Source organism: Dyadobacter sp. BE31, from assembly GCF_031457695.1.
Lineage (GTDB): Bacteria > Bacteroidota > Bacteroidia > Cytophagales > Spirosomataceae > Dyadobacter.
Genome location: NZ_JAVDXA010000008.1, coordinates 198721 through 219299, shown reverse-complemented (window position 1 = coordinate 219299; position 20579 = coordinate 198721). Strand labels below are relative to the sequence as shown.

Genomic DNA, 20579 nt, shown 5'->3' with positions numbered 1-20579 from the left:
CGGCTTATTTCATTGTTGCTTCCAATGCGGTGGCGAGGTAAACCATGGGTGCATTCCAGTTGATGGCAATCTCATTGGAAGCGTATGAACAATCGCTATCGGTGAACGACTCGTCCGCAAATTTGTTCGGGTAACCGGCGCATTTATCCTGTTGCCCTGGATTAGGTCCGCCGGAAAGCAAACCCGGCACCGGGTCCGCGACTCCATCCGCCATCGAAAGGCGGTGATGCGGGTGCATGACACGCTTTGAGCCAAAGCCCGTCAGGAAACAATAGCCGGTTGCATTGCGGCCGAGCAGGTAGTCGAGGTTATCCAACGCTGCGTGCAGGTATTTCTTGTCATTTGACAGCCGGTAGGCATATAGCAATGCGATGCCCTGGTTGGCCGCCACCGAACTGCTTCCCCAGGCGTAGTCCTGCGCAGTTTTGCCCATTACGGTATGGAATGGTTGGGTTTCCAGGTCGGTCACGAGGTTGCCCGCATAACTCAGGATGTTTTTCCGCAACGCCTCGGACTGTCCGACAGGTAATTTCAGGGTCTGGGCCGAACGGAGCAATGTGTAGTACCCCAGAGTTTTCACCTGGCTCCAAGTAGGCAAAGCCATGGGTTGCTGCAATTCCAGATCAATGTTTTGGATGTACTCCGGTTTACCTGTGGTGGCATACATTTCGCACGCGGCCCAAATCCACTCGTCCTTCACAGAGCGGTCGCCGTAAGCACCTGTGGCTACGTCGGGATCAAATTCCTTGTTCATCGCACCCTGGTTGTATATCACCTCAGGATGCTTTTGCGCCCATTGCCAGCCTTTCACAGCCGCCGTCGCACACGAGTCGGCCAGGCCTGGAAATTTGTTGTCAAAGTTTTTGAATATCCGCGAAGCTTGTGCCATCACCGCTACCAAATCGAGCGTTGCCGCGGTGCCTTTTTGCACCACATAGCGTGGATTTTTCGCGGCATCCGGCATAATCGTCCCATCAAAACGCGGGTTGGTAAGCTTGTGGTACACACCGCCATCGGCGGGGTCCTGCATGGTAAGCATCCACCGCAGGTTCCAGACAACCTCGTCCAGCAAATCGGGCACACCGTTATTACTCTCAGGAATGTTGGTATTGAAATCTTCAAAATAGAGCGGATAATCTTCGTACAACGAGAGCAGTGTTCCCATTGTAATGCCGGAATTGACGATATATTTGTTGTAATCCCCGGCATCATACCAACCTCTCGGCGAAGAAATTACAGTATTCTCTGGCCGCCCGTCTGAAACCGCCGATGCGTGAATGAGTACGTGCTCATCGGGGTGCCCCGCAGGACGCGCCCACTTGCCTGCATATTTTTCGGGGAGATCAATTGAAGCACGCTGGTAATAGAATCCTTTCAATGCAGCCTCAGCGACATTTCGATGGACGCGGCCGCCAATAGCGAATGCGGCCGATTTTCCCAATCCTGCTATTTCAATCACATAGGTTCCCGGCTTTCGTACCGCGCTGAAATCCGCCAGACGCGTGTGCTTCCCCGAATGCTGGCTCGTCCGGGCATCCCCGAGCGCACCTTTTAAAACTGTTTTCCCCGACTTAGCCTCCTTCATTTCAAATGCACCGCCCGTCTCTGTTACAATAACCGCTACCTTCGGTGCAGCCGGGTAAAATCCGACCTGGTTCAGCCGGATCGCATCCGAATGTTGCTGCGCGCACGCAGGCGAGAAATACAAGCTAACAGCAGCCAGCAAAGCCGCTAAACGAGGGAGTAACTTCATTATACTTAAACAGATTTATTTCAAGATCACAAAGTCTCCCGATGGGCAACTTTACCTCAATCCTGTAATTCTTTTACGGGGTGTTCGATATTGGTACCTGTGATCACCAGCCGATGGTATTCTCCCCATTTGCGAAGCTCCTCGATCAGCGGTTCGAGCGTGCGGGCATGTGCAGTGCGCTCATACTCGATTACGGGCGGGAAGGAGTCGTACACCTTTCGCTCTACCAGCAGGTTCATTTCCAGCTCTTTGAGCTCTTTCGATAGCATACGCGGGGTAATATTCGGTATGGCATTCTGCAATTCCATGAACCTCTTGCTGCCCAGGGACATGGCAATAAGGATCGAAATCTTCCATTTTCCGCTGATCACATCGAGCGCGTCCCGTACCGGCAGGATCATTTCCCGGCATTCGGGGTGATTTTCCTTGAAATTCTCTTTCATAGCATTACTCCTTCGAAGCATTTAATCCACCTTCTTCGGCCCCACAGAATCGTAGACCACTACTTTTTCCCACAAATGACCATAATGTTCGATAAAATCGAGGTGGATGGGGTGGGTCTGGTATATCTCTTCTTCAATGATATTCTTAAAAAAACACATCCAGGAAATCGTATAATCCTTCACGATCACCGAGCGATTCGTAACCGCCGGCTTTCCTATATGCACATACTGGATCGTCGGAACCTTGGCCAGCTTATGCAATCCTTCCAGAAGCTGCGCCTCGTGCTGGGCATTGTTGGGCTCTTTGAGGTAAAAGAAAACATGATGAACGAATAACTCCCTGGTCCTTTCCGGCTCGGCGATGACAGGGGCAACAGAGGCGAGTGAAGCCATTCCCGCATTTTGCAGAAACTTCCTTCTTGATTGATCTTCCATGAATTGAGCGCAAAACGAACGCCGAGAGTTTTCCGCGTTCAGGCTTCAAGGATAATGCTTATTTACCCATTATCAAAACACCGGGGCATGCACACATCTGTTTTAAGACTATATCAATAAAAATTAAAATTATTTTGACATAATATTCAAGGTAAACATGCCGGATAGAAGTCTTTCTACTAAAACTACTCAATATACCCCCTATTATGAAAATCACTAAACGAGACCTTACCGTCGCTACCCTCTCTGTTTGTTGTACCTTGACTTGCATTATCGCCCAACCCAAAGGCAGCATTCTTGAATCAACCGCTTTCGACTGGAACAATATCGCCGTAAGAGGCACTGCCATCGGCTCTGTGAGGACTTTTTTCCGCTCCACGACCGCTACGACCGACGAACTTGAATGCCACGTTACCACATTGAATCCCGGTGAAGCCGCACATGCGCCCCACAAGCATCAGGAAGAAGAAGTGATTATTATCAAGGAAGGCACCGTGGAGGCGCTTGTGAATGGAGAGAAAAAGAAGGTAGGCCCCGGTTCGGTCATTTTTCAGGCCTCCAATCAAATGCACACCGTCCGCAACGTAGGCAAAACGCCTGCGACTTACCATGTTGTCAGCTGGCACTCGCCGGGGACAATGGAGAAATGACTATTTCTTTTTGAATAGGTGATCGGGAGGTGGGTTTAGTTCGAGAAAACGCCTCGCCTCCTCAGCTTTTTTTTCGAAGAATTCGTTCTCGTTAACCGGACGGACGATTGGCCCGGCAGCCCGCTTCACTTTAATCTTATTGATTTCAATTACCGACATAGCTATCTCCTTTTGCCTATTACAAGATATACATTTGTTCCTTATAAATCAAGAACGCATCGTACTCAACGCCCAGCTCAATCTCACCCCATTGCCCATGTCGATCGGCATGTTCGTAACGACCGCTTTTCACCTTGTATCCAGTTACCGTATAGTCGTTCAAAAGTGGTAAAATCTTATTGATACCCATTTGATAAAGTCGTGTACGCGATCTGGTACTTCCCCTTGCGTAGACGCGTACCAAGGGAAATTGTTCCAGAAAGAGGAGTACTGTATTGGCTACGGTTGCCAATATCTTTTGGCTATCGCCATTCTTGAGTTCGATCAAGTCATCCAGCGCTTCTGTCACCGGATCCAGTACCCCGAATCCAAGGTTATAGGTATTTTGCCAAACGTAGGAAAACTTTACCCGCATTTCAAATTTGCCTTTCGATCCGATGCTGAAAAATCGAAAGGTGCGCTCATCTAAATTCTCAATTTCATAGTGCTCCAAATCCATACTAAGCGACTTTAAGGGTAACAAAAAATAGCCAGCGAAAAGTCGCTGGCTACCCTTTCAATCTGCTAGTATACAAACTATTCCGTCTTCGCGTACGCGGCTGCGAGGTCGTTTAGTGTAGCATCTTTCAAATGCTCGGAAGCAATTACCAGACGGTACCGGAAGGTTGTTGATTCGCCTTTTTTCAATTTAAAATTGAGCGTTTCCTTGCCATCGCTGAGCGCTTTCATACCCAGCGGGTTCACGGCGAACAATCCGTAACCTCTCGCGTGCCAGTAGGCAGGGTAACCGACGTTCTTGGGGTGGTCAATCATCGCTACGCTGATGTTCTCGTCCTTGATCTTCCCTGTGAGATTACACCAGATCGCACGCTTGCCCCAAACCGTCTCGCCTTCTATGCCATTGCTGTTACGGTAGTTACCGGTAATGCCTTCATTGTTCAATGCAGGCACTTTGGTAGCAATACCGCTGGCGTCGGTGAAGATTTCAGGCTTGTTGGAAGGCAATTCCAGTTCGCGTGTTACGCGGATCGCGAACATACCATCTTTTACGTCGGGCATATTTACCTCCGGCAATACCGCTGTGAGCGTAGTGCTACGGTCGATAATGCGGGTATCACCTTTGCCGCTAAAAGTGTATTTGGTCACTTCTTTCAGAGTCGGCGTTCCGTTCTTATCCACCCAGTCGGCGGTGACGGTGAGCTCGCCTTTGTCTTTACCGCTTTTTACAGAGGTAATGCCGGTATGGATAATGGTCCCGTAAGCGCGCTTTTCGTGGTTCACGGCGTCGGAGTTGTTCCAATAGTCGTTACCATTCACATCCTCATAGTTGAGCCAGATACCCACATGGTGCGGGTGGTCTACGCGCTCGCCTGCACGAGGATCCAGCGGCCAACCACGGGTGATCACCGTGCCTTTCGCAGTCATTACCGGGTATAGAACAGCCTTTTTCAGCTTCTGTTCGCCCGGATAATAGTAGGCCGTAAACGGCTTCCCGTCGATTTTCACCTCCACTTTTTTATCCTTATCGTTCCGTACGAGATCCACCTTCTGCGCGAATGCGCTTCCGGCAAAGGCTACGGCGGTCAGTGCAAAAGCAGTATGTTTTAAATTCACTGTTCGATCTTTTAAAATGTTAGCTAAGCACGATTTCCTTTTTCTTCGGATCCCAGTTCACCCGTTTGCCGGTGTGCAGTGCCTGGGTAGCCATAATATTGGCCACCGAGTGGTTGAAACCGACGCGGGCAGGTGCATTCGTTTCCTTACGGCTGCGGATACACTCCATCCAGTTACGCATGTGGAGCGAAGTCATCGGGTCAGCGCCGGTGTTGGCATCTGTCGCGATTTTCTCGCCGGTTTTCAGCGACATTTCGGGAAGCAAATTCGCCTGCATGCCCATTCCTTTCGCATCTTTTTCTTTCAAGCCGCCTTCGGAAGTGATCTTATTCGTGTCGAGGTTGATCATCCCGCCATTGGAATAGTAGTACTCCTTCACGCCGCCAGCCTCGTTATTGAAGCGGGAAGAATAAATTACCTGGAAGCCCTTGCTCTTATCATCGAACGGGCCGTATTCGAATGCCGCGCTGAAAGTATCGACATTGGTACGGCCGTCCTTCCAAGTGTAAATCCCCCCGTTAGCCACCACATTGCGTGGCGCGTCAAGGCCAGAGAACCAGTGTACGGTATCGATTTGGTGCGCCATCCATTGTCCCGGAATACCTGATGAATATGGGTAGAACAAACGGAATTCAAGGTAGTAGCGTGGGTTCCATTCTACTTTCGGACGGTTCATCAGGAAGCGGTCCCAGTCGGTATCTTCTTTGCGGATTTGTGCGACGAGGTCTTTGCGTCTCCAACGGCCCGGCTGGTTCACATTCCAGGTCATTTCAACCGTAGTAATGTCGCCAAATTTACCTGATTTGATATATTCATAAGCCGCCCAGTAGTTGGGAGCACTGCGGCGCTGCGAGCCTACCTGCACGATTTGTTTGGAAGCTTCCACCGCTTTCAAAGCCACTTTCGCATCTTCGAGGGTTTCGGCAAACGGTTTCTCCACATACACATCGCGGCCCGATTTTACCGCTTCCGCACAATGCAATGCGTGCTGGAAATCTGCTGTACTGATGATCACCGCGTCCACATCCTTACGGGCAAGCAACTCTTCGTTATTGCGTGCTTTTACAAATTCGCTGGCGGCATAGGGTTTCCCTTTCATGAATGCCTCCGCTTCGTCGCGGCGGCGGTTCCAAAGGTCAGAAACACCCATAAACTCAAAGTTCAGTTCCTTGGCGTGATCCGAGAAAGAAGGTGCCAGCGAGCTGCGGAAACGGTCCGAGAAACCGATGATACCTACCCTTACGCGATCATTCGCTCCCACGATACGGCGGTAGCTGGCCGCACTGAAAGCATTGGTGCCTACTGCGACACCCGCAGAAGCTAGGGCTGCATTTTTAAGAAAATCCCTTCTACTGGTCATGATATTGGATTTGAATAAAATTTGACTTTTTGACTGCCTTTGACTCCGATTTGCGGGCAATCGTTTGTAAATGTCGGACGCCCGTTTATCTACTGTATTTTTTTACCTTTTTTCGGTCGAATCGGGCTATTTGATCTCCTTTACTTTTAAGCTCCGAAAAAACACATTATCACCATGATCCTGCAACAACAGGTTACCTTCCTGCGAAAGACCGAAACCATCAAATTTGGCGAATTTCGAACCTGCCACAAACTCCTTGAACTGCGGGGAGCCGCGTACATATTCCACTACTTTATAGCCGTTCAGGAAATGCTGCACGGTACCGTCCTTCTGCACCACAATACGGCCCTGGTTCCATTCCCCGATCTTTTTCACCGCATTCCTGGGACGGTCGGCGGGAATCACGTCGTAAAACGAAGCGATGGTACGGTTGCCATTCTTGCCCAGTTTCGCATCCGGGTGACGCTCGTCATCGAGCACCTGATATTCGCAGCCGATACCCGATTTGCCATTGGAATTGAATTTCTGGTCAACAAAGTATTTGACGCCGCTGTTAGCGCCTTCGGTAAGTTTAAATTCAAATTCATATTCGAATGCCGGGCCGTAAAGCTTGCGGGTAACAATGTCATTACCGGTTTCTGAGCCATCCGATTTCGAAATCTGAATAGTACCGTCGTTATAGTTCCATCTTTTGGTAGGGAAGTCGGTACCGCCGTAAGACCGCCATTGATCCACCGATTTGCCGTCGTACAACAACGAATAGCCCTGCGCTTTTTCCGCAGCATCGAGGTTGTTAGGGATCAGGTTTACAATGCGAACGTTCGTAGCCGGGCTTGGTTTCAGGTTCGTGGTTTTAATACGTACATTCTTCCAGCTCACTTGGGTACCCTCCATTTCCTTGCTGCCGATCGCGTGCACTTGCAGGCATATGAAGCCCACAGGCGTCATATCGTCCACCACGTGCGCCACGGGCACACCATTCAGGAAAGTCCGGATCGAGTTACCGATCGCCTCGATGCGGTATTTATTCCAGACATCTCTTTTAAACGCTTTTTTGCCTTCCGGATTCAAATCGAGCGGGTACAACCAGCCGCGACGCGCTTCGTCGTAAATACCCGCGGAATAGGCCCGGTCGCTAGGGTCGATCTCTACCTGATAACCATGTACACGGCCATTCATATAATCGGGTTTCGACAAGCTGCGGATCTGAATACCCGAGTTCAGTTTGTTATCGACTTTAACATCGAGTTCGAGGATAAAATCTCCGTAGTCTTTTTCGGTTGTAAGAAATGAATTGGGCGTACCCATCACGGAAGTACCCACAATAGCCCCGTCTTTCACTTCATATTTGGCTTGGCCGTTGAGTTGTTTCCAGCCTGTCAAATCCTTGCCGTTGAAAAGGTCTACCCAGCCACCTTTTGACTTCTGGGCTTGGAGCGGAGCGCTGAGCAGGAACGCGGCCATAGCGACTACCGGTAATCGGAATTTTTTCATTGTGCTGATTAAAATGATGAATAACTGAAAAATGCGAAAGGGTTTCCTATCTAATATCAGTTATTACATTTATAACGAAATATTAATAGGAATACCCCTACAAATCCAGTTCGGACTACAATGGATATTTCAAAACCTCAGTGATGTACTTTTTGTTGGTTTCGGCGCAAATCAATGGCGATTTCTCCGGATCAGGCACGCCATCCAGCTCCACAACTGCCCAGCCTTTGAACTTCACTTTGTCCAAAGCCTTGAAAACCGCCGGCACGTCTACCCTGCCCTGGCCCAATTCCACGAACTTGTAGCCGCTTTTGGTCTCGGCCGGTTTGGTATCTTTCAAATGCAGCGAGTGCAGAATGTCTTTGTATTTGATAATTGCATCGTGCGGTTCACCGCCGCCCTGCTTGTAGTGCGCGATATCGAGCAAAAGTTTAATGTAGCGCGGGTCCATGGCCTGCACGATTACATCCACCTCCTCGGGAGTTTCACCGAGCTGGTTCATATGGTTGTGATAAACCGCCTGCACGCCGAGATCTGCCGTTTGCTTACCCACTTCATTCATCACCTGTGCCAACTTTTTCAGCTCTTCCACCGACGGCGCGCGGTCTTTCGGACGAAGGCTGTTCGTAAGCTGCATGGCACTACCGCCCAATGCCTTCACAAAGCTCGCGTGCGCTACGTGCGTATCCACGGTACTTTCAAATTTCGCAGGGTCGATCTCTACATTTCCGCTCGAAAACATGCAAAGTGTAAGGTTGTTCTTTACCAGAGCATCTTTCAGCTCGGAGGGTTTGCTACGATACGGTGCGAAGGTATTGGCCCGCAGCTGAATGCCCTTGAAGCCCAGTCCTGCCAGGTCGGCCATGGCTTGTTCGTCCTTACCACCCCAGGTGATGGCCGAATAGCCGATTTTAATATCACCCTTTTTTATAGCGGCTTCGAGCCAGCCGGTGCCTGCCATGGTAGCGGCCATCGCAAGCGAAGTGTTTTGTAGAAAATTCCGTCTGTTCATTTCAGGTTTAGATTAATGTAAAAATCCATAACTTCCAGACGATATAAAACAACAATGACCCGCTATCTACGGGCCATTGCGTGTGAATTTATTTCGGTAGCTCTGTCAGTGGAGGCACATTCTTCTCATACCCCGAATATCCCTTGTTTTGATTGATCCTCGCCTGCGTATTCCCGTCGATAGCCGATTGCGGAACGGGCCACAACACGTGGTAAGGGCTCATGGTGTATTCGTCGGCGTGGCGTGTTTTTACTCCTTTATTGTAAAAATCGTTCTTCTCCATGACCCGGTCATAAAAATAATTGTCATCCGAGAATTTGTCGAGGCTGTACGTCTTACCGTTCGGCGCAGGTTTGCCGGTTTGGGCGAAAATATAGGCAATGCGGGTGAGTTCGGTTTTGCGGGGCTCTTCGAAATACAGTTCGCGGGCGCGTTCGTCGAGAATGGTACCGATATTGATCTTGCCGGCAGCGAGCGGAGCGCAGTTGGCACGGGCCCGTACCGTATTCACATCGTCGGCGGCTTTCGCCATATCGCCTTTCCATGCATAGGCTTCCGCACGCAGGAGATATGTTTCGGCCAGCCGGAATACATACCAGTCCGAATTTCCGCCCTGGGGCTGGACGCGCGTCGGGTCTTCTATGAAAAGTTTGTAGTTCGGCCAGTCGAACCAGCAGCGTATCGTGTCAATCGTCAGCACCACGCCTTCCGCGTTTTTAAGCTGTAAATTCTTACCGTAAAAGCTGTCCTTGTCTTTAATGGCTGGATTATTGTACAGAATATCCTCCATACGCGTCCAGTTACCGGGCGCGTGGCGCAGGTCGTTTTTATCATCCCAAATCTGGTTCTGAGAATAATCGGTTGGGCGCAAACGTCCGATCCCTCGACCAAACTTCACAACCTGATCAATCTCAATACCGTATGTGTCTATCGTGCCTCGGTTTCCATTCGGGGTGTTGATATTGTTAAACCAGAATGGAACAGCGTTCCGCATAATGAGCATGCCCCCCTCGACATTACCCTCGATATTCAGCCGGTCGATCACCAGCATTAGCCCTTCGGTATTCGCTGCGATGGCCTTGTTCTGCGGCCGGTGCAGGTCCCAAATCACGTTGCGGCTCGCATCATTGGCAGTAGCTCCGAACCGGGCGGTCATCAGCTTGTGCGTACCGCCGTCGATCACATTCGTCGCGGATTTAATGGCATCGTCAAACAGTCCCAATGCCAGATTGACCTTTGTGAGCAAATGGCTCACTGAGCCTTTGTTCACCGTTCCCTTGTCGGTTACGGCAGGTACCCATTGCTCTGCAAATTCGAGGTCTTCCTTCATTTTTTTAAGGATTACCTCTCGTTTGGTAGTCTGAAAATCGAGCTTGGGACCGTTAATTTCGCTGAGAATGAGCGGCACATCGCCAAATTGCTGTGTGAGTCGGTAGTACCGCGCCGCCCTGTGGAAGTAAGCCGCCCCAAGCAGTTCGTTCTTTTCCTGCTCATTTTTATAAGTGGGTAAATCAATGCGCGAAATGGCTGTATTAGCGTACTTGATGCCTTTGTAACCTTCGAGCCAATACCAGCCGATGCGGTTGTAATCGATATGGTTCAGCTGTGCGTCAGGGGTGATGAGCAGGTTCAGGTTCTGTGCCGGACCCGATTTATCGGTCGTCCCTTCCACGGCGATATCCGAGAAAATAGATTCCGTAATCATCGGCATCGCATCGCCGTACCATTCCATCCGCAGGTTGCGCTCGCACGCGACGAGCGTCGCTTTTAAGCCGCCGAGGTCTTTAAATGTCAGATCCGGCTCGTAGAATGAAAGCGGCTCGGGTTTCAGCCAGGTTTCCTTGCAGGAGGTAATCGCCATGCCCGCTCCGAGCAAACCTATTGCCAGTATATATTTTGATGTTTGGTTAAACATAATCCATATAGTTTTGTGTGATAGTGATTACAGGGTGATATCCAGTCCGATGGTGTAAATGCGCGGGCTTGGTACCGAAGTGGAAATGCTGTTATTGGTTGTACCATTCGTTCCATTCTCGGGATCCCAGAAATTCCATTGCGGCGCCCAGAAGCCGATATTGCGGACGTTGCCATAAATGCGCAGGTTTTGCACGGCCACTTTTTGTGAAACTACCTTGGGCAGTGTGTAAGCCACCGAAAGGTTTTCGAAGCGCACAAAGGATTTGCTTCTGTAAACCGCATAGCCTGTTGCCGAGCCTTCGCTGGAATAGAGTCTTGCCCATTCGTTCTGACGGTTTTGTTCGGTCCAATAAGGAAATACATAGGAACTGGTGCGGTCTACGAAGCCATCACGGTTCTTCATCTGATTGAATGTACCTTTCTGTCCCCAGTAAGAATAGATCATGAATGAAACATCCAGGCTCTTGAAGAGTTTAAACTCGTTCCGGAACGTCCATCGGAATCGCGGCGATGTATAGCCAAGAAATTCCTTGTCGTCGCTGGTGAACTTGCCGTCGCCATTCACATCTTTCAACTTGAAATCACCTGGTTTCACGCCATATTTGGCTGCTTCGGCCTCCTCTTCTTTTTGCCAGACGCCCAGGATGCGGTAGTTCCAGATCTCGTCGAGCGCATGACCGATAAACCAGCGATTAGTAACGTCGTCGGCCTCCCTGCGGCCAGTTACTTTACCGCTCCCGTCTTTGATATCGACCATGTTACCATACAAATGAACGATTTTGTTGCGGTTGAGCTGGAAGTTGAATGTACTGCGCCAGGTGAAGTTTTCGCGGCGGATATTGTTGGAATTCAAACTGATTTCCAGCCCTTTGTTCTGCACTTCGCCTAGGTTATCCCAAACGTTGTCAAAACCCAACACATTGGGCAGCGCGCGTTTTACGAGCAAATCTTTGGTGGTCGATTTATAAAACTCGATACTGCCGTCCACCAGATTGTTGAACAATGCAAAGTCGAGCCCGACGTTCAGCGCATTGGTTTTCTCCCATTTCAAATTCGGATTTGCCATCCGGCTCACGTAGAGTTGGCTGACCTGATATACCGTTCCATCCGGCTTCACGTGCAGGTATTTGCCGCTCGTAAGGTCGGCGAGGGCATCGTACCGCGGGATATCGCGGTTACCATTGTTCCCATACGAAATCCGCAGCTTTCCATAACTCAGCCATTTGGAATGCAAAAATCCCTCATCGGTAAATACCCAGCCCAACGCCGCCGACGAAAATACAGCCCGCGGGTTCTTCTGCCCGAATGCGGAATAACCATCCCGCCGGCTCGATAGCGTGAGCATGTATTTGTCTTTGAATGCATAGAACAGCCGGGCCATCAATGCATCGGCGGTGCTAGTCTGGTCGTCGGTGTAAACGACCGGTAATCCGCCCGCCTGGATGTTGTGGTAACCCAAAACGTCCGTCGGAGCGAACCCTTTGTTGGAAATACTGTCGCGCCAGCTTCTGAAACGTTCGGCATTAGCCAGGAAAGTAAGGTCGATCTGATGCTTTCCCGCGATGGTTTTGTTCCATTTAAGGATATTATCAACCTGCCAGTTGAACACGGTCGAATCCTTGCGCGACGCCCGACCGCCCTCGGCAGCCCATTCGGCGTGCTTGGCAGATTCGGCATTATAGCGGTGTGTATAGTCGAAACGGGGCGTAAAATTGATTTGATAAGTAAACCCGAGAGGCAGGCTTACTTTGGCGAACAAAACGGAATTCAATGTTTGGGCGCCCTGATCGCGTTTGATAAACTGGCGGGCATAATAGGGGTGGTTGCCGCCGCTGGCCTCGCCATTGGGCCGCCAGGCGTAATTTCCGTTCGCATCGAACTCTGAGCCCCAGGGAGAAATGGTCCGAGCCAGGTCATAGTTTACAGGTACCTGGCTTTCATCACGCCGCGCAAATTGCGTGTTCATTCCCACCGAAAGGAACTTATTCACTTTGCCTTCGAGGTTCAGCCGCGCGCGGACCGTGCTATACTTGTCGCCCACCACAATGCCCTCATTATTCAGGTATCCCAAAGACATATAGTAGGAAATGCGGTCGTTACGGCCTGAGAGGCTCACGGTATGATCCTGACGGAAACCTTTCTGAAATACTTTGGAATACCAATCCACGCTTTTGCCGTCCTTGTAATTCTGGATTTCTATGGGCTGCATTCCCAGGCGTTGGAGCCAAACCGTCGTGGGATCGCCCGTGGAGCCGTCGAAAGCCAGCCATTGGTCGAGAGTTACACCGGCCGGAAGATGGTTTGGATCGGCGAAGCGCGCGGGCTCGGCGGTGGCATTGATGTTCCGCATTACCTCCTGCCGCCAGCTGATGAAGCCTTGCGGGCTCAGTACCGGCTGGTTTTTAGCAACTTCGGCAAAACCGAAGTTGCTGTTGATATTGATCAGCGGCTTGCCTTCCTTCCCTTTTTTGGTAGTGATCAGGATAACGCCGCTGGCCGCTTTGGCACCGAAAACCGCCGAAGAACTTGCGTCTTTGAGGACATCGATGGTTTCGATATCGTTGGGATTGATGTCTTCCAAACCACCATAGTAAATGGTACCGTCGAGTACGATCAATGGGGTGGATCCTGCATTGATCGAGTTCTGACCGCGCACCGAGACATTCCCGCCTCCTTTCGCGGAACTGGAAAACCCGACATTCATACCTGCTACATTCCCACGCAACACATCCTGCACCGATTGCGGGTTTTCGTTTTCGAGCCGTGTCGCATTAACCTGTGATACCGCACCTGTGAGGTCCCGTTTCTTTTGCGTTCCGTAGCCAACTACCACGACTTCATTTAGCGTTTTCAGGTCTGTGGCCAGCGAAATGTCAACCACACTCGCATTCCCCGTTTCCTGTTCCTGTGTGACATATCCGACGGCCGAAAACACGAGTATTGCTGAATTGCCGGCGATCTCGATGGTATACTTCCCATCCGCATTGGTTGTCGTGCCCTGGTTGGTCCCTTTGACAACGACCGTTACACCCGGTATGGGTGTATTTCCATCTTTGGCCAAAACGGTACCGGTAACAGTTTTCTCGGCTCGCATGACATGGCCAAGCTTCGCGACCGGGCTCGCGACGACACTGGCGGGCACCGGCGGGTGCATGCATATCGCACATATGCATACTCCGCTCATGCGTCGCAAGGAGGTGAAAAATCCTTTTGTGATGTGCATAGGTAAGTGGATTAAGATGATGTTATGAGTGAAATATACCACCCTGACGCCACCCATTCCAGCCCGCCCGCACGCAGATTAAGTCCTAATTTTCAACCGGATAGTGCCATTGATTCTCCGGTAGTTTTTTTTTCTGGCGCCCCTTCCAAAAACAAAAAAAGGATGGCTGCACGAGGCAACCATCCTACTAAAACCAAACTGAGATCAGATCAATATCCGGTGTTCTGCGGGAATACCGACTTACCATCCGATGTCTTGGCACTGCGGTCGATCTGCGTCTGGGGGATCGGTCTCACCACGTGGTAAGCCTGGATCGCAGAAGCTTGCGGGTTATATTTTTTTACCCTTTCCACAAGCAGTCCCCAGCGTTTGAGGTCCACCCAGCGGGTTTGCTCGCCAGCAAGCTCCCGTGCGCGTTCTTCGATGATTGTTTCCATCGTAAGATCCTTCGCATCGATCAGCATTTTGTCCTTTTTACCAGGCCAGCCCGCACGGTATCTCACCATATTAATAGCTTCCGCAGCGCCGGCTTTATCGCCCGTTTGCAGCAAAGCCTCCGCGAGCATCAGGTAAACGTCTGCCAGACGCACCACGTAATAATCGCGGCTACCTGGTTCGTAAGTCATGTCAGGGCGTTTCGAATCAAAGAACTTCTGCAAGGTCGGGAACAATGCTTCCGAGTATTTGCTGGGAACAAGCACCTGGTATTTTTTCGTAGCACGTACCTCTTTGGTCATTTCGTAACCTGGAATGAAGATCGCCGTATCACCAGCCGCAAACGTCACTTTGGTTTTGGAATCATCAAATGACGCCGCATTGTAGGTTCCGGGGTTATTGGACAACCATGTATCACGGAAAGTCTTTTTGTAGCGCGAATCGTTGACCCGGTCGGCAAAGACGGTGTTCAGCAGGTATTCGGTCGGTCTCAAGCGTTTGAATGGGCGGCCCCAGTACACGTCGCGCTTCATCCCCGGCTGCACATCGTACTGCATCCCGAAATAGAGGTGCAAGCTGTTACCCGTTCCGTTCGTCAAAGCGTCGGTAGTGTATTGCACGGCAAATACTACCTCGGAGTGGTTCTGGTTGTTTTCATCAAATACAGCCGAGAAATCGTCGAGCAGTTTGTAACCGTACTTGGTAGAAACCTCTTTCAGAAGGTCAGCTGCTTTGGTAAAATCGTCTGCTGCTTTTTCGGTTGAATACCCTTTTGCAAGATAAACCTTCGCCAGCAACGCCTGCGCATGAGGCTTGGTCGCGCGGCCATAATCGCTCGACTGTGCTTTTGCTTCCAGATCGTTAACCGCATCACTCAGGTCTTTGATAATGGCCGCATACATTTCCCCATCCGTTGCACGCTTGGTTTCCTTCGTAGGAAGCACCGTTTCCGTCAGACGAAGATCCACGCCGCCATACTGCTGGTGCAGGAGATAGTAATAATGCCCGCGCAGGAATTTGGCTTCGGCAACACGCAGTTTTTTAACATTATCCGCAACACCGGTCACATTCGGAGCGCGTTCGATCACTGCATTACAAGTGTTAATCCCTTTGTAAAGCTCATCCCAGGTCGTTGCCAGGTAATCCACTGTCGGGTTCAGCTGGCCGTCGTAGAAATGGAAGCCTTTGTAACCGCCATCGGCACCTGTTGCGTAGATGTCCGTACCATATTCGGTCAAAGTCAGTCCTTGCTGGGTTGCGTAGTAAAAACGCAGCGATGAGTAAGCAGCTTTCACACCATCCTCAAATCCTTTGGCAGTATTCAAATAATCGTTGCCTACACCGGAGATGATGTTCTCATCGAGCACATCCTTACACCCCTGCCCTGCCAGCATCAGCGCCGCCATGCCGCACACCACTATCGATTTTCTTATATTTTTCATTTGTCAGTATCTTTTAAAAATTTCAAAACCAGGCCGTTAGAATTTCGCATTCAAACCGAAAGTGATCACCATCGTTGCGGGGGTAACACCTGTTCCACCTGCTGCAAGCCCGGTTGTTTCAGGGTCAACACCGTTGTATTTGCTGCGGTATTTTGCCCAGATAAACGGCTGCTGGATGCTTGAATACAGACGAAGCGACTCCATTCCCAGTTTTTTCGACATTTCCGGTGTAAATGTATAACCTACGTTCACATTTCTCAATTTCACGAATGTTCCATCGAAATAGGTAAGCGTGCTGCCGTAAACGGGAAACTCCTGGTTGCTTTTCGGGCGGGGGAATTCGTTGGTCGGGTTGTTTGGCGTCCAGTAATCCACTTTCATTTGCTGATAGCGGCCGGCCAGCGCGTTATTGTTTCTGTGGAACTCGCTGCGGATCAGGTTGCCTACACGTGCAAAGAAGAAGAACGAGAAATCGAAGCCTTTGAAATTGAAACGGTTGGTAATACCTGCGCTGAAATCAGGAACGTCCGAGCCGATGATCTCGCGGTCGTTCGCATTGATTTTGCCGTCGCCATCGATGTCTTTCAGCTTGATCTGACCTACTTCGCTGTTAACCGCTTTCGCAGCATCCGCTTCGTTGGTTTGCCAGATCCCTATTTTCCGGTAATCATAAACCGTGCTCAATGGACGGCCAATGAACCATCCGTTACCCAGGTCATCCACTTTTCCATTATAAAGCGACAGGATAGCCTCCGTGTTTTTGGTAAATGTAAAGTCTGTGGTCCATTTGAAACCGCTGTTGGTGTTGACGTTCGTAGTGGTAATACCCAACTCGATACCACGGTTGCGTGTCTCGCCCACGTTGCGGGTAACAGCGTTGAAACCGATCGATCCCGGAAGCTGGTCAGACAAAAGCAAGTCGGTGGTATTGGTTTGGTAAAACTCCAATGAACCTTGTACACGTCCGCGAACCAGGCTGAAATCGAGACCTACGTTGGCAGTAGCAGATGATTCCCAGCGCAAATCCGCATTTCCGATCGTTCCGGGGCGGTAACCGTACGCCGCCGTTGTGTTCCATGCATAGCTGGTACGGCCAAGGAACGCCTGTGTCTGGTAAGGGGCCAAACCAGTGTTACCCACTTTACCCCATCCTGCGCGTACTTTCAAAAGGTCGATCCAGCTAACGCCTTTGAGGAAATCCTCGTTTCCGATATTCCAACCTACCGCAATCCCCGGGAAGTTACCATACTTGCTGTTCTCACCGAAACGGCTCGACCCGTCACGACGCATAGTCAAAGTAACCAGGTATTTGTCATTGTAGTCGTAGTTCACACGTCCCATGAACGAGTTGATCGTCCATTCAACCAGACCGCTACCGGGAGAGAATACGGTTGTTGCCGCGCCCAGGTTGTAGAAAGATTGCGTTTCAACAGGCACCCCTTGCACCGACGATGTGAATGCTTCGGTGCGGTCGCGTTGGATAGAATGTAGCAAAGTAACATTCAGGTTGTGCTTGCCGCCGAAAGTTTTGGAGTAATTCACAATGTTTTCCAGCGTCCAGTTGAAACCGATTGCATTGCCGGTGCTGGCTTGTGCATCACCGCCCTTTCTCGCGTTGGTCATAGAGCCCACAAAACGTCCGTAACGGTAAATATTGAAGTCCGGACCAAAGTTTACGCGGTATTTCAAACCCGGCAGGATACTGAACTCCGTATAAAGGCTGTTGAAAATGCGATAACGCTTCATCTGATCTACTTGCGCTCCCTTCACCAATTCCGCGAGCGGGTTGGTCAGCAAGGCGTCGTTGGTAGGTGAGAAAATCAGCTTGCCGTTTTCGTCATATGGCACCGCGAGCGGGTTCTGGTTGATCGTCATCCCGTAGGTATTCAGGTTTTCACCGTTACGGATGCTGTTCATCATGTAGGAAGAAAGACCGACTTTCAGCCATTTGTTCACATTGTGGTCGATATTCGCACGCAGCGAGAAACGGGTGAAGTTCGCCTCCTTCACAACCCCCTTATCCCGAAAATAGCCGCCCGAAATATAGAACTGGGTACGGTCGCTTCCGCCCTGGATGCCCACGGAGTGGCTCTGCATCATGCCTGTGCCCACTACGAGGTCCTGCCAGTCGGTGCTGGTGCCATTAGCGATACCTTTGGCCACGTTGGGGTCACCGCCCAATACCGCCACTTTCGCGTCGGCCTCTGCATTGATCACGCCTGTCGGAATGGCATTGCCGGCAGCATCCTTATATCCGCCTGTGGCACGGTACGCTTCCCGCACGAACTCGGCAAATTCAGCGCCGTTAAAAAGCTTCACCTTATCGAGTGCTTTGGAAACTCCCGCATAACCATCGTAGCTGACAGTTGTTTTACCTTTCAGGCCACCACGCTTGGTGGTCACGATCACTACCCCGTTCGCACCGCGCGAACCGTAGATCGCCGTAGCGGTTGCATCTTTCAAAACCTCCATCGACTGAATATCGTTGGGGTTAATATCTTCATAGCCCCCAGCCAACGGGATACCATCTACCACATACAGTGGATCATTACCCGCATTGAACGAGCGACGGCCGCGGATCAGGATTTTCGGCACCGTTCCCGGCTTCGAACCCGACTGCGTTACGTCCACCCCGGCCGCGCGTCCCTGCAGCGCCTGCCCGAGGTTGGTAATAGGCATTTCATTAATCTCTTTTGAACCAACCGACGAAATCGCGCCGGTCAACTGGCTTTTCTTTTGCGTACCATAACCCACAACCACGACCTCCGTCAATATTTTCTGATCGCTGGCAAGTACAATGTCCACCACGCTTTTATTTCCAACAGTAACTTCCTGCGTTACGAAACCTACTGCTGAAAACACGAGGACCGCATTGTCTTCCGGAATACTGATCTTGAAAGTTCCGTCGGCATCGGTATTGGTACCGCTTTTACTTCCTTTCAGTACTACCGAAACACCGGGAACCGGAAGGTTGTCCTCTACGGATGTCACCTTTCCTGAAACTGTCCTGTCGATAACCCTGATGGTCGGATTTGAAGGCCTCATTGCATAGGCCTGCCCTGTAAAACCCGTCATCACCGCACCAGCCATTGCCCAACGCATCATACAGTGGCCAATACTTGTAAAGTTTCTTTTCATACGCATTGATTGTTTAACCATTAATAGTAGTTCACCATAAACTGTCAATTCTGACGATCACTTGATAGATTACCCCTACAAAATAATTATATTTTTTCCATAAATAGTTACAAATAAACATGAGGTTACTTAACACAGATTTGTAACTAATCTGTTAAAATATTTTATCTGGAAAGAGGCTTAGGGATGATAAGGCACTTTTCGATTCCGGTCATAAGCTCATTTGAACAATTCCAATAAGCCTATTTATTGTACTAAAAGTACCATTCGGAAATCTTTCGGAGAATAGAGATTCGGGAAGAAAATTGAAAACGATCGGTGAAGTTTATTTATGCAATCGTTATCGGGAACGTTGCCAAAATAGACTCGTTCCAATATTTTATTATAAAATATTTGCACAAACGAATACAAAAATGCCATATCCGCTGGTAATACCACTTCCAAATATTGCATTTAAACAATATTAAGTAAGAGTATTACCAAGCAAATATGGCACCCGGTTTGCTGATGAAGCGGTAATCTGACACCTATTTGTAATGGTCCGGGTTCTCGTCCTGCCACTCGTTTACACCGTCGCGGATGCGGTTCCGGAATGTCAGTGTGTCCTGCGCGAAAGAAGTGGTACCATCCTCATTTTCATATTTATAACTTAAAAACAGTTTCCGCTCCTGTAACAGCTTCGCACGGTTGAAAATACTCGCCCCATCGGCCTTCACATCGACGGCAGAACCATCGGCTTTGCTGATTTTAATGGCATTTCCGTCGAGTGTAATTTTAAAGGAACCCTCCTGGTCGCTGATCATGTTGGTCACGAGCGCATCGGGCGCTACGGTTTTCAGCTTGAAAATTTTGGCTTCCGGCGACGGGATCGTCGTGTAGTACTTCACGGTTTTCACCACTTTACCCGCGGCGTCTTTCACGGTGGTAACACCGCCATGCCAGTAGTTACCAAAAAGCATATTCTCGTATTTGAGCGCCACCACTGCCGAACGCTTGGCACGAACAATCGAATCGGCGTCGGCCGAGGTGATGTAGAACGGGATCGCATACCCGGCCCGGATCGTTGCGGCATCTTTCAGAAACCGGGCGGAATCGGCCTTGATCACCACCGAGCCCATATGCGTGCCGGCCTTGATCACCATTCTCGAATTATCAGAAATAGTGAAGTAGTCGGCAGGAAGCGGTTTCAGCGTATCGACGCCGCTCACTGCTTCCCGGATGTAAGCCGCCCCGGCCTTCATCGCTTCCAGTGCATTCGCATTCACCAGCGCGGCATCCATTTGAAAGCTTACCACCCTGTCCTGCCTGTTCTCACGCACGCCTGCCAGCGCAGCGCCCACCTCAATGCTCATCCCCTCGCCCACCACGAACGTGCGCGCGTTGGTCTGGTACATAAAATAGACCGAAGTGTAATCGAAATCCTTGATGTAATCGTCATAGCAAGCGCTCAGTGCCATGGTGAGCCCGAGGGCGACGGCAATTCTCTTTTTCATAGCATTCATGT

Annotated in this window: 14 protein-coding genes; 1 reads left to right on the top strand and 13 read right to left on the bottom strand. The window is 50.3% G+C overall.

Features of this window, described 5'->3' with window-relative positions:
- Nucleotides 1-4: 4 nt before the first annotated feature.
- From J2Y43_RS30850 to J2Y43_RS30840, 3 genes are read right to left on the bottom strand one after another with little or no spacing between them, the layout of a single operon-like run.
- Entirely contained in the window at nt 5-1753 is a 1749-nt protein-coding gene (locus J2Y43_RS30850) for a glycoside hydrolase family 9 protein (protein WP_309991871.1), read from the bottom strand.
- Nucleotides 1754-1809: 56 nt separating this feature from the next.
- Nucleotides 1810-2196, bottom strand: a complete 387-nt coding sequence (locus tag J2Y43_RS30845; RefSeq protein WP_309991869.1) for a helix-turn-helix domain-containing protein — start codon at nt 2194-2196, stop codon at nt 1810-1812.
- A 21-nt stretch (nt 2197-2217) separates the two neighbouring features.
- Nucleotides 2218-2631: a Dabb family protein gene (locus J2Y43_RS30840; RefSeq protein ID WP_309991867.1), complete on the bottom strand. Its 414-nt coding sequence runs from the start codon at nt 2629-2631 to the stop codon at nt 2218-2220.
- Between the two features lie 206 nt (nt 2632-2837).
- Here J2Y43_RS30840 and J2Y43_RS30835 point away from each other — a divergent pair, with 206 nt between their 5' ends.
- Nucleotides 2838-3281 carry a cupin domain-containing protein gene (locus tag J2Y43_RS30835; protein WP_309991865.1) on the top strand — a complete coding sequence of 148 codons (444 nt, stop codon included), beginning with the start codon at nt 2838-2840 and terminating at the stop codon, nt 3279-3281.
- A gap of 178 nt (nt 3282-3459) precedes the next feature.
- On the opposite strand, the gene J2Y43_RS30830 is transcribed toward J2Y43_RS30835, so the two are convergent.
- The 10 genes from J2Y43_RS30830 to J2Y43_RS30785 all read right to left on the bottom strand — a co-directional run bounded on the left by J2Y43_RS30830 (nt 3460) and on the right by J2Y43_RS30785 (nt 20568).
- Entirely contained in the window at nt 3460-3939 is a 480-nt protein-coding gene (locus tag J2Y43_RS30830; protein WP_309991862.1) for a DUF6934 family protein, read from the bottom strand.
- A gap of 77 nt (nt 3940-4016) precedes the next feature.
- On the bottom strand, nt 4017-5054 hold the full coding sequence (locus J2Y43_RS30825) for a PmoA family protein (protein WP_309991860.1): 1038 nt from the start codon (nt 5052-5054) through the stop codon (nt 4017-4019).
- A gap of 19 nt (nt 5055-5073) precedes the next feature.
- Nucleotides 5074-6414, bottom strand: coding sequence for a Gfo/Idh/MocA family oxidoreductase (locus tag J2Y43_RS30820; RefSeq protein WP_309991857.1), 1341 nt, complete (start codon nt 6412-6414; stop codon nt 5074-5076).
- 126 nt (nt 6415-6540) lie between these two features.
- The gene (locus J2Y43_RS30815) at nt 6541-7908 is read right to left on the bottom strand and encodes a DUF1080 domain-containing protein (RefSeq protein WP_309991852.1); all 1368 of its coding nucleotides are present in this window, start codon (nt 7906-7908) and stop codon (nt 6541-6543) included.
- Between the two features lie 115 nt (nt 7909-8023).
- Nucleotides 8024-8920 carry a sugar phosphate isomerase/epimerase gene (locus tag J2Y43_RS30810; RefSeq protein ID WP_309991850.1) on the bottom strand — a complete coding sequence of 299 codons (897 nt, stop codon included), beginning with the start codon at nt 8918-8920 and terminating at the stop codon, nt 8024-8026.
- A gap of 88 nt (nt 8921-9008) precedes the next feature.
- Nucleotides 9009-10835 (bottom strand): RagB/SusD family nutrient uptake outer membrane protein, encoded by a 1827-nt coding sequence (locus tag J2Y43_RS30805; protein WP_309991846.1) that lies wholly within the window; start codon nt 10833-10835, stop codon nt 9009-9011.
- A 27-nt stretch (nt 10836-10862) separates the two neighbouring features.
- Entirely contained in the window at nt 10863-14060 is a 3198-nt protein-coding gene (locus J2Y43_RS30800) for a TonB-dependent receptor (protein ID WP_309991844.1), read from the bottom strand.
- A gap of 209 nt (nt 14061-14269) precedes the next feature.
- Nucleotides 14270-15937, bottom strand: a complete 1668-nt coding sequence (locus tag J2Y43_RS30795) for a RagB/SusD family nutrient uptake outer membrane protein (RefSeq protein ID WP_309991841.1) — start codon at nt 15935-15937, stop codon at nt 14270-14272.
- Nucleotides 15938-15973: 36 nt separating this feature from the next.
- Nucleotides 15974-19027, bottom strand: coding sequence for a TonB-dependent receptor (locus tag J2Y43_RS30790; protein ID WP_309992430.1), 3054 nt, complete (start codon nt 19025-19027; stop codon nt 15974-15976).
- A gap of 575 nt (nt 19028-19602) precedes the next feature.
- Complete coding sequence (locus tag J2Y43_RS30785) at nt 19603-20568, bottom strand: DUF1735 domain-containing protein (RefSeq protein ID WP_309991838.1); 966 nt, start codon at nt 20566-20568, stop codon at nt 19603-19605.
- Between the last annotated feature and the right edge of the window lie 11 nt (nt 20569-20579).

Bases quoted from the DNA above. Each gene is read 5' to 3' on its own strand.
- J2Y43_RS30845 (WP_309991869.1), bottom strand. From the start codon at position 2,196: ATGAAAGAGAATTTCAAGGAAAATCACCCCGAATGCCGGGAAATGATC.
- J2Y43_RS30850 (WP_309991871.1), bottom strand. From the start codon at position 1,753: ATGAAGTTACTCCCTCGTTTAGCGGCTTTGCTGGCTGCTGTTAGCTTG.
- J2Y43_RS30810 (WP_309991850.1), bottom strand. From the start codon at position 8,920: ATGAACAGACGGAATTTTCTACAAAACACTTCGCTTGCGATGGCCGCT.
- J2Y43_RS30795 (WP_309991841.1), bottom strand. From the start codon at position 15,937: ATGAAAAATATAAGAAAATCGATAGTGGTGTGCGGCATGGCGGCGCTG.
- J2Y43_RS30820 (WP_309991857.1), bottom strand. From the start codon at position 6,414: ATGACCAGTAGAAGGGATTTTCTTAAAAATGCAGCCCTAGCTTCTGCG.
- J2Y43_RS30805 (WP_309991846.1), bottom strand. From the start codon at position 10,835: ATGTTTAACCAAACATCAAAATATATACTGGCAATAGGTTTGCTCGGA.
- J2Y43_RS30790 (WP_309992430.1), bottom strand. From the start codon at position 19,027: ATGGCTGGTGCGGTGATGACGGGTTTTACAGGGCAGGCCTATGCAATG.
- J2Y43_RS30785 (WP_309991838.1), bottom strand. From the start codon at position 20,568: ATGAAAAAGAGAATTGCCGTCGCCCTCGGGCTCACCATGGCACTGAGC.
- J2Y43_RS30840 (WP_309991867.1), bottom strand. From the start codon at position 2,631: ATGGAAGATCAATCAAGAAGGAAGTTTCTGCAAAATGCGGGAATGGCT.
- J2Y43_RS30800 (WP_309991844.1), bottom strand. From the start codon at position 14,060: ATGCACATCACAAAAGGATTTTTCACCTCCTTGCGACGCATGAGCGGA.
- J2Y43_RS30830 (WP_309991862.1), bottom strand. From the start codon at position 3,939: ATGGATTTGGAGCACTATGAAATTGAGAATTTAGATGAGCGCACCTTT.
- J2Y43_RS30815 (WP_309991852.1), bottom strand. From the start codon at position 7,908: ATGAAAAAATTCCGATTACCGGTAGTCGCTATGGCCGCGTTCCTGCTC.
- J2Y43_RS30835 (WP_309991865.1), top strand. From the start codon at position 2,838: ATGAAAATCACTAAACGAGACCTTACCGTCGCTACCCTCTCTGTTTGT.